The organism is Martelella sp. UBA3392, assembly GCF_002358775.1.
In the GTDB taxonomy this organism is placed as follows: domain Bacteria; phylum Pseudomonadota; class Alphaproteobacteria; order Rhizobiales; family Rhizobiaceae; genus Martelella; species Martelella mediterranea.
The window spans coordinates 1-9,114 of the sequence record NZ_DEPM01000054.1 but is presented as its reverse complement, the minus strand read 5'-3'; the positions used below and the strand labels follow the sequence as shown (position 1 = coordinate 9,114).

6 protein-coding genes are annotated in these 9,114 nt (G+C 62.6%); 4 read left to right on the top strand and 2 right to left on the bottom strand.

Annotation, left to right across the window (positions count from 1 at the left end; translation table 11 throughout):
• Positions 1–205 precede the first annotated feature (205 nt).
• From B4E36_RS04040 to B4E36_RS04025, 4 genes are all read left to right on the top strand, one after another.
• Positions 206–1,744: a Do family serine endopeptidase gene (locus B4E36_RS04040; RefSeq protein WP_292054531.1), complete on the top strand. Its 1,539-nt coding sequence runs from the start codon at positions 206–208 to the stop codon at positions 1,742–1,744.
• A gap of 120 nt (positions 1,745–1,864) precedes the next feature.
• Complete coding sequence (locus tag B4E36_RS04035; RefSeq protein ID WP_292054750.1) at positions 1,865–2,554, top strand: response regulator transcription factor; 690 nt, start codon at positions 1,865–1,867, stop codon at positions 2,552–2,554.
• A gap of 3 nt (positions 2,555–2,557) precedes the next feature.
• The gene (locus B4E36_RS04030; RefSeq protein ID WP_292054529.1) at positions 2,558–3,982 is read left to right on the top strand and encodes a sensor histidine kinase; all 1,425 of its coding nucleotides are present in this window, start codon (positions 2,558–2,560) and stop codon (positions 3,980–3,982) included.
• A gap of 60 nt (positions 3,983–4,042) precedes the next feature.
• Positions 4,043–6,994 (top strand): bifunctional [glutamine synthetase] adenylyltransferase/[glutamine synthetase]-adenylyl-L-tyrosine phosphorylase, encoded by a 2,952-nt coding sequence (locus B4E36_RS04025; protein ID WP_292054526.1) that lies wholly within the window; start codon positions 4,043–4,045, stop codon positions 6,992–6,994.
• 6 nt (positions 6,995–7,000) lie between these two features.
• On the opposite strand, the gene B4E36_RS04020 is transcribed toward B4E36_RS04025, so the two are convergent.
• Both B4E36_RS04020 and B4E36_RS04015 read right to left on the bottom strand, forming a co-directional pair.
• Complete coding sequence (locus tag B4E36_RS04020; protein WP_292054524.1) at positions 7,001–8,644, bottom strand: PAS domain-containing protein; 1,644 nt, start codon at positions 8,642–8,644, stop codon at positions 7,001–7,003.
• 227 nt (positions 8,645–8,871) lie between these two features.
• On the bottom strand, positions 8,872–9,114 hold a 243-nt coding region (locus B4E36_RS04015), incomplete at its 5' end, for an aminopeptidase N C-terminal domain-containing protein (protein ID WP_345900007.1).

Sequence of the window (9,114 nt, the reverse complement as noted above, 5' to 3'; positions counted from 1 at the left end):
TGGCGGCTTGCCGCCGCTCGCCGCGGCGCTGACAGGCCGCTGTCCCGCGATGAGGAGTTGCGACTGGAGAAGATTTTGTCCGAGACGGACGACCATTAACAAACCGTCATCTGGCGGACAGTGTTTTGTAAGGTCCGAGCTTTTATAGTCCTCTGCATTCGATATGAAATTATTCAACCATCGACACCAGAGGAAAAGCAGACCCATGTTCCAGCAGCCCACCGGACCAAACAAGTTCAGGTCACTCTTGAAAGCCTCGGCAGCTGCAGGCGTCGCAGCCGTGCTGTTTTCGGCCGGCGCTCCCCTGACGGTGACGGAAGCGCTTGCGGATCCCGTCCATGTTCAGGCTCCGGAAGTCCCGGGATTTGCCGATGTCGTCGAAGCGGTCTCGCCTGCGGTTGTCTCCGTGGTCGTTGAGAGCAACGTTCAGCCGGTTGCCCAGCAGGATGGCAGCTTCGGCTTCGGATTTGGCGGCCGCGGTTTCGACAATCTCCCCGATGACCATCCCCTCAAGCGTTTCTTCCATGACTTCGGCGCGCCGAACGAGCCCACTCCGCCGCCGCAGCCGCGCAAGGGCGGTCCTCGTCCGGTTGCGCAAGGCTCGGGCTTCTTTGTCTCCGAAGACGGTTACCTTGTCACCAACAACCACGTTGTGCGCGAAGGTGACGCATTCTCCGTGCGTATGGATGACGGCACCGAGTATGATGCAAAGTTGATCGGCACCGATCCCCGCACCGATCTGGCCGTGCTCAAGGTGGATGCCGATCGCGAGTTCACTTACGTGAAGTTCGCGGACGATCAGAACCTGCGCGTTGGCGACTGGGTTGTCGCGGTCGGCAATCCGTTTGGCCTCGGCGGCACAGTCACTTCGGGCATTGTTTCCGCCCTTGGTCGCGATATCGCCTCCGGTCCCTACGACGACTACATTCAGGTTGATGCCGCGGTGAACCACGGCAACTCCGGCGGTCCGACGTTTGACCTCAGCGGTGAAGTCGTTGGCGTCAACACTGCAATCTTCTCGCCGTCCGGCGGCAATGTCGGCATTGCATTTGCCATTCCCGCGCATCTGGCCCAGGACGTCGTTGCGGACCTCATTCAGGATGGCGTGGTCGAGCGCGGCTGGCTCGGTGTACGTATTCAGCCCGTCACCGAAGACATCGCGGAATCGATCGGACTTGCGAAGCCGGAAGGCGCGCTCGTCTCCGAGCCGACGAGCGACAGCCCCGGCGCCAAGGCGGGTCTGAAGCAGGGCGACGTGATTACCGCCGTGAATGGCGACGTCATCGAGGATGCCCGTTCGCTTTCCCGTATGATCGGCATGATGGAACCGGGCGACGAGGTGGAGCTGTCGGTCTGGCGTGATGGAAAGTCCCAGACGATCGACGTCAAGCTCGGCGAATTCCCGACTGAGGATGAACTCGCCGCTGCCGATGGCCTTAGCGGGCCGACGGAAAGCTCGCTGATGACGCAACTCGGCATCGAGGTTCGCCCCGCCGATGACGGCAAGGGCGTGACGGTTACGGCGGTGGACCCGAACTCCGACGCCGCGACCAAGGGTCTGGCGACGGGACAGAAGATCCTGAGCGTTAACAACAAGGAAGTCAGCTCGGCTGAGGACATCATCAAGCAGGTCAAGGATGCCGCCGATCAGGGCCGCAAGCAGGCGCTGTTCCAGGTCGAAACCGAAAACGGCAGCATGTTCACCGCGCTGCCCACGGAAACCGACGCCGAAGACGCCGGCTGATCCCCTTAAGCATAGGAAAAGGCGCATTGCGGAAGCATGCGCCTTTTCCGTTTCAGGAGACGCAACATGTTTTCCAAAGAGCCGGTTGAGCCTGCTTGTCACACCGAGGCGGATGGCGATATGGTCCCCGGCATGCGTGTTCTTGTCATCGAAGACGATCTGGAGGCAGCCGCCTATCTGACCAAGGCCTTTCGCGAGGCCGGCATTGCCTGTGAGCATGCCGGCGATGGCGAGAGCGGCCTGTTCATGGCGAGCGAGAATGAGTACGACGTCCTTGTTGTCGACCGCATGTTGCCGCGTCGCGACGGCCTTTCGGTGATATCGGCGCTGAGGGCGCGCGGCATCAATACGCCGGTGCTGATTCTGTCCGCGCTCGGTCAGGTTGACGACCGGGTCACGGGCCTCAGGGCAGGGGGCGACGACTACCTCCCCAAGCCTTATGCCTTCAGCGAGCTTCTCGCCCGCGTCGAAGTGCTGGGCCGGCGCAAGGGCGCGCCCGATCAGGATGTGCTCTACAAGGTCGGCGATCTCGAACTCGACCGTCTTTCGCACGAGGTGCGCCGCGCGGGCCGTGAGATCATGCTTCAGCCGCGCGAATATCGCCTGCTTGAATATCTGATGAAGAATGCCGGCCAGGTCGTTACCCGCACCATGCTTCTGGAAAATGTCTGGGATTATCATTTCGATCCGCAGACCAATGTGATCGATGTCCATGTTTCGCGTCTGCGCTCGAAGATCGAGAAGGATTTCGACAAACCCCTGCTGAAGACCATTCGCGGCTCCGGCTACATGATCAAGCATGACGCCTAGAGCATGAAGGGGCGTCTGAAGCTTCTGTTCAAGTCGACGGCGGTGCGACTTTCTGCCGTATACATTCTGCTGTTCGGGCTTTGCGCGGCGGTGATGGTGTTTTATGTCACCGCCGTCTCCGAAAGTCTGGTTGAGCGGCAGATGCGGGATTCGCTCCATCGCGAGATTGCCCAGCTTGATGCTGCGTTCGAAAATGGCGGCATTCGCCGGCTTTTCAACACCATCGAACGGCGTGCCCGCCAGCCCGGCGCCAATCTCTATGTCATCGCCAGTCCGCAGGGCGAAATCCTGGCAAGCAACGTGGCCTCGCTGGAACCAGGCGTACTCGCGCATTCAGGGTGGCTCGATACGCCTTTCCGCTATGAAGGCTTTGCCGAAAACAACAAGGGCGACCGCTACAGCCTTGCGATCGGCTATGTGATCGTGCTCGACAACGGCATGAAGCTGATGATCGGTCGCGATCTGGGCGACCCCGAACGTTTGCACATCATCGTCAGGCAGGCGCTGCTTCTTGCCCTCATCATCATGGGCGTCGGGGCGCTGGTGATTTGGTTCGCTATCGGTCGCAACGCGTTGAAGCGCATGGACAGGATGTCGTCGGCGAGCGGCAAGATCATGGCTGGCGATCTGTCCCAGCGCCTTCCCGTAACCGGTTCCGGTGATGAATTCGACCGTCTCTCCAATTCGCTGAACCTGATGCTGGACCGTATCGTCCGTCTCAACGAAGGGCTGAGGCAGGTTTCCGACAACATCGCCCACGACCTCAAGACCCCGCTCACCCGCCTTCGCAACAAGGCGGCCGATGCTGCCGCCGCCGAGGACCCGGAGGAGCGGCGCACCTCGCTCGAAGGCATTATCGCCGAATCCGACCAACTCATCCGAACCTTCAATGCGTTGTTGATGATCTCCCGCGTTGAAGCGGGCGCGGTTGCGGCGGAGATGTCGCCGGTCAACCTTTCCGCGATCGTCGAGGACAGCGCCGAGCTTTACGGCCCGGTGGCCGAGGAAGCGGGCATGACGCTGGAAATCGCAATCGAGCAGGATCTTTCGGTGAACGGCAACCGGGAGCTCATCGGGCAGGCGATTTTCAATCTTCTCGACAATGCCATAAAATACGCCTCGGCCTCGGAGAACGAGCCGCGCATCTACCTGTCGCTCAAACGCGAGGGCGCGGATGCCGTGTTCATGGTCGCCGATAACGGTCCGGGCATCCCCGCCAATCGCATCGAGGATGTCAAAAGGCGGTTCTTCCGTCTGGATGAAAGTCGCACCAAGCCAGGTACCGGCCTTGGCCTCTCCATGGTTGATGCGGTGACCGATATGCATGGCGGCAAGTTCGTGCTCGCCGAGGCCGGTGAGTATGTTCCGGGTTATGGCGGCCTTGCCGCGCTCCTTCGCTTCCCGCTCGTACGCAATCCTTCGCGTTGAGCGGCTTTTGCTTCCCCTCCGTCAATGCTAAGGCGGAGGAAAGACGTTGCGGAGGAAGCTATGCAGGAGATCGACGGTCGTTTGGCCGACAGTGCGGCAGGGCGCATATTTGCACTGGACGAGGCGGCAGCCAGGGAAGCGGCGGGCGAACTCGCCGAAGCGGTCGAAAGTCACGGACTTCCGGCCGTCCTCGCCGACGCCGAGGCCCCTTTGACCGCCTTTCTCATGGCCGCTTTCACGCTGTCACCCTTTCTACACGACACCTTCCGTTCACGGCCTGACCTGCTTGGCGGGATCGATGAGCCGATCGGCCCGCAAATCGAGGCCGAAATCGAAAAGGCGCGCATTGCCTGGATCGCCGAAGGCGGTTCGCAGGGCGATGGCGAGATCATGAAGCGGCTTCGCCAGTCCAAGCAGCGCGTTGCCTTCCTCACCGCGCTCGCCGATCTCGGCGGCATGTTCCCGGCCGAAGTCACCACTGATCTCCTGAGCCGCTTCGCCGCCGCCGCCGTGGCCGCAACGCTGGACCATCTGCTCGTCTCCGCGGCCGGCGAGGGCAAGATCAGGCTGCTATCCTCAGAGGACCCTTCGGAAAACTCCGGGGTCGTCGTGCTCGGCATGGGCAAGCTCGGCGCGAACGAGCTCAACTACTCCTCCGACATCGATATCGTCGTCTTCTTCGAGCCTGAAGCCGCGATCATCATCGATCCCGACGATGCGCGGGAGCTGTTTCCGCGGCTGATGCGCCGGCTTGTGCGCATCCTTCAGGAGCGCACCGGCGATGGTTATGTGTTCCGCACGGATCTGCGCCTGCGCCCGGACCCCGGCTCCACGCCGCTTGCGATCCCTGTCGAGGCGGCTCTGATCTACTATGAAAGCCGCGGCCAGAACTGGGAGCGCGCCGCGTTTATCAAGGCGCGGCCGATCGCCGGCGACATTGCCGCGGGCGAGGCGTTCCTTGCCGAATTGGCGCCCTTCATCTTCCGCAAATATCTCGATTATGCGGCGATTGCCGACATCCATTCGATCAAGCGGCAGATCCACGCGCACAAGGGTTTCGGCCTCGTCGCCGTGCATGGCCACAACGTCAAGCTCGGGCGCGGTGGCATTCGGGAGATCGAGTTCTTCGCCCAGACCCAGCAATTGATTGCCGGCGGGCGGATGCCGCAATTGCGTTGCCGTCGCACAGTCGATGCCCTTGACGCCTTGTGCGAGGCCCGATGGGTCGACAGGCAGACCGCCGATGAGCTGAAATCTGCCTACTGGTTTCTGCGCAATGTCGAGCATCGCATCCAGATGGTGCGCGACGAACAGAGCCATATTCTCCCGGAAGATGACGCCGAACTGCTGCGGATCGCGCGCATGAGCGGGTTGCGGACGACTGATGACTTCGCAAAGGCGCTGGTGGCGACCCTGAAGACCGTCGAAAAGCGCTATGCCCGTCTGTTCGAGCAGGAACTGACATTGTCGGGCGAGACCGGCAATCTCGTCTTCACCGGCGAGGACGACGACCCCGGCACGCTCGAGACGCTTTCGAAACTGGGCTTCGAACGGCCGGCCGATATCGCGCGCATCATCCGCACCTGGCATTACGGTCGCTATCGCGCCACCCAGAGCACCAAGGCCCGCCAGCGGCTGACCGAGATCATGCCCGATCTGCTGGCAGCATTTGGCGCCAGTCGCCGCGCGGATGAGGCGCTGCTTCGGTTCGACCGCTTCCTCTCCGGCCTTCCGGCGGGCATCCAGCTTTTCTCGCTGCTCAAGAGCAATCCCAACCTGCTTCTGCTGTTCGTAGAGATCATGTCCGCCGCCCCGCGCCTTGCCGAAATCATCGCGGCGCGCGCCCATATCGTCGACGGCATGCTCGATCCGGCGCTGCTGACCGAAATTCCCACGCGCGATTATCTAGCAGGCCGCCTCGAAGCCTTCATGGCCGGCGCTGAAATCTATGAGGAGCGGCTCGATCGCCTCAGGATATTCACCGCCGAACAGCGTTTCCTCATCGGCATCCGTCTTTTGACCGGCGCGACCGGTGGTTTTGCCGCCGGCCGGGCGTTGACCGTGCTGGCCACGCTCGCGATCGAAGAGGCGCTGGCCGGCGTGCTGTCAGAAATCGAACAGTCCCACGGCAAGCTTGAGGGGCAGCGGGTCGCGGTGCTTGCCATGGGCAAGCTCGGCAGCGCGGAACTGACCGCCGGCTCGGATGTCGATGTGATCGTGCTTTACGACTGTGACGACCCGCTCGGCTCCTCCGACGGCCCGAAATCGCTCGACGCCCCGCGTTACTTCGGTCGCGTGACCCAACGGCTGGTGGCCGCGCTCAGCGCACCCACCGCCGAAGGCGTGCTCTACGAGGTCGACATGCGGCTGAGGCCCTCCGGCAATGCCGGACCTCTCGCCACCCGTCTTGCGGCTTTCGAGAAATATCAGCTCAACGACGCCTGGACCTGGGAGCATATGGCGCTGTCGCGCGCCCATCCGTTGTGCGGTGATCAATCGCTGATGAAGGACGCGGCCGCCGTCATTGATGCGGTTCTGGTGAAGCCGCGCGATCGCGGAACGCTGGCGCACGATATCGCGGAAATGCGGGCGAGAATCGAGCGCGACAAACCGGCGAAAAGCATCTGGGACCTGAAGCTGATTGCGGGCGGCCTGATCGATATCGAATTCATCGCCCAGTTCTGCCACCTCGGCTCCGACCAGCCGCGCGAAAAGGCCGGCGGCGGCGAGGCGATGAGCACGGATGACGTGCTGGTGCGGTTCGGGCCGGAGTTCATGAATGCGGGTGATCTCGAAGCCTGCCGAAAGGCGCTGGCGCTTTATACCGATATCGCCCAGCTCACGCGCGCCTGCCTGAACACCGGCTTCAAGCCCGATACCGCGCCGGCAGGGCTTCTGGACCGGCTTTGCAAACTTTCGGATTGCCCTGATATCGAGGCGCTGGAGGCGATGATCACCAATACGGCTGATGAGGTGCGCGCGATCTTCAAAAAGCTTTTGCCGCTGGCGTGACCGGCGTTACGCCACGGTCCTGCGGATGATCGTCCCCGCTGTGCGGCTGGCCCTTTCGGACGAAAGCTCGCCTTCCTGATCGTAGCGAACCGGGATGTCGCGGCCGAGCGCCCGGTTGAGCGCGGCGCATTTCAGCTCCAGCCTGCGGCGCGCGGCGGCAAGGGCGGCGACCTTTTCGCGCAGCCGCGCCTGTTCGCCCTGAAGGCGGCATTCATCGCTCTTGAATGCGGTGATGTCGGAGCCGACGGTCAGCAGCGCGCCATCCGGCAGCCGGCTTTCGCTCACCGCCTGCCAGTGTCCGGCCGGCGTTCTGACCTCGCTCGACACGGCGTCTTCGCCGCAAATCCGGCGGACCACCACGGCATCGTCGGCGACAAGGCTGTCGCGACGGGCACTGCCGTCCACGCCATAGGCTGCGGCGAAGCTGGCATTCGCAAGCTCGAGGCGTCCGTCCTTGCCCCAGAGCGCCAGCGCCTGCGGCATGGCGTCGAAGGCGGCCTGATACAGGCTTGCGCGCTTCGTGGCCGTCTCGACTTCCCGCCGGCTTGCGCTGGCCGTGCGGATCGCCGTGCCGCTGACCGCGATCCTGCCGTCGGTCTGGCCGGCATGGGCGCGGATATCGATGCGGGTGTAGCGACCGTCATGCTGGCGAATGCGTAAACTCGCCTCAATCAGCCCGGTGTCCGCCGGCGCAAACCTGCGGAAGAAGCCGCGGCGATCGTCGGGGTGGATCAGCGCAAGCATTTGCTTGTGGTCAAGCTGTCGCGGCGTCGAACCCAGACCGAGCGCCAATGCGGCGGAGCCATCCAGAAAGGTAAGGCCGGTCTGCGGATCGAATGACCAGAGGCCCGTTTCGCCATTGGCCAGCATCCCGTCGCGTCGCGCCTCGTTTTCCAGCATCAGTTCGGCGGTGTGATCGGCGCGGTTGAGCTGGGCGTAATAGGCGTAGACCACCACCAGCAGCAGCAGCGCCATCGCCGCAAACAGCGTGACGTTGAGGTTGATCTCCGCCCGCCACAGGGCGTTCATCGCCTGCATCGAATGCAGCGCGATCACCATGCCGCCATCGCTGCCCGCCAGATGCATGGAGACCTGATACGGCACGCCATTGATATGCGTTTCCACGACGCCGCCTGACGAACGGCTGGGGCGCGCGGAGGTCAGTTCGGGAAAGACGGCGGCAAGCGGACGTCCGGTCAGGCTCGCGCTGGCGCCGGTCGCGGCAAGCACCACGCCCGTCGTGTCGATCACCACCAGGTCGGTGTCGGAACCGGCTGCGACAAGGGCGTTCAACTCCTGAGCGGTTTCGGTTGCACTGGCCGGATCGAAAAGCCGAGGCTCGTCCTCGAGCGAGGCGAGCGCCATGGCCGAGGTCAACTCGGTCGCCTGGCGGACGGCATCTTCCATCCGCTCATGGCTCGACATCAGCGACAGGCCGCGCGCCGCGGCCACGCTGATGAGAAAGGCAATGATGAGAAGGGGAATGGACTTTTTGAGGAGCCGTTCGATGGCCGGCCGTTCAATCAGACTGAAGCCGCCGAGGCCGACAAATCCCGTCTGCTGCGCCGCGGTGAAAGCCCGCTGTGTTCCCGCATGAGCGCGCAACTTGCCGTTGACTGTGGGGCGTTCCCACATGTCCGATCTCTTCATTGGTCTGGTTCCCTCGTGTGATTCGGCAAACCGCCTTTGCGAATCTGCCCTAGTGAATCAAACGTGATTCGCCTTGTCCAGCGCTTGGCGGGAACCTTTTGTTAACCATAAGCATAAAAAGGCTTTTTTGTGTTCGCGATCCCTCAGGTCGCCCGTAATTGGCGACCTGCTAGCGTTATGGGTTACGAAGGCAAGGACTCCGAACGCACTTTTTTGCAAGCCCTTCGTCAGCTTTTCAACATGCGGTTGACGATATCGCGCAGGTTGCGGGAAAGGTCTTCCTGGCCAGCAATGCGTTCAATCTCCGCCCGCGCCTTCTCGCGCCGGCCGGCTTCAAGCGACTGGAACGACCGCATGGCCGTCATCATCCGCGCTGTCAGCGTGGCGTTGCGCGGGTCCGTGGCGAGGATGAAGTTCGCGAAGAACCGGTAGCCGGCGCCATCCGGACGGTTGAACCCTGTGGGATTGGA

Bases quoted from the DNA above. Each gene is read 5' to 3' on its own strand.
- B4E36_RS04020 (WP_292054524.1), bottom strand. From the start codon at position 8,644: ATGAAGAGATCGGACATGTGGGAACGCCCCACAGTCAACGGCAAGTTG.
- B4E36_RS04035 (WP_292054750.1), top strand. From the start codon at position 1,865: ATGGTCCCCGGCATGCGTGTTCTTGTCATCGAAGACGATCTGGAGGCA.
- B4E36_RS04025 (WP_292054526.1), top strand. From the start codon at position 4,043: ATGCAGGAGATCGACGGTCGTTTGGCCGACAGTGCGGCAGGGCGCATA.
- B4E36_RS04040 (WP_292054531.1), top strand. From the start codon at position 206: ATGTTCCAGCAGCCCACCGGACCAAACAAGTTCAGGTCACTCTTGAAA.
- B4E36_RS04030 (WP_292054529.1), top strand. From the start codon at position 2,558: ATGAAGGGGCGTCTGAAGCTTCTGTTCAAGTCGACGGCGGTGCGACTT.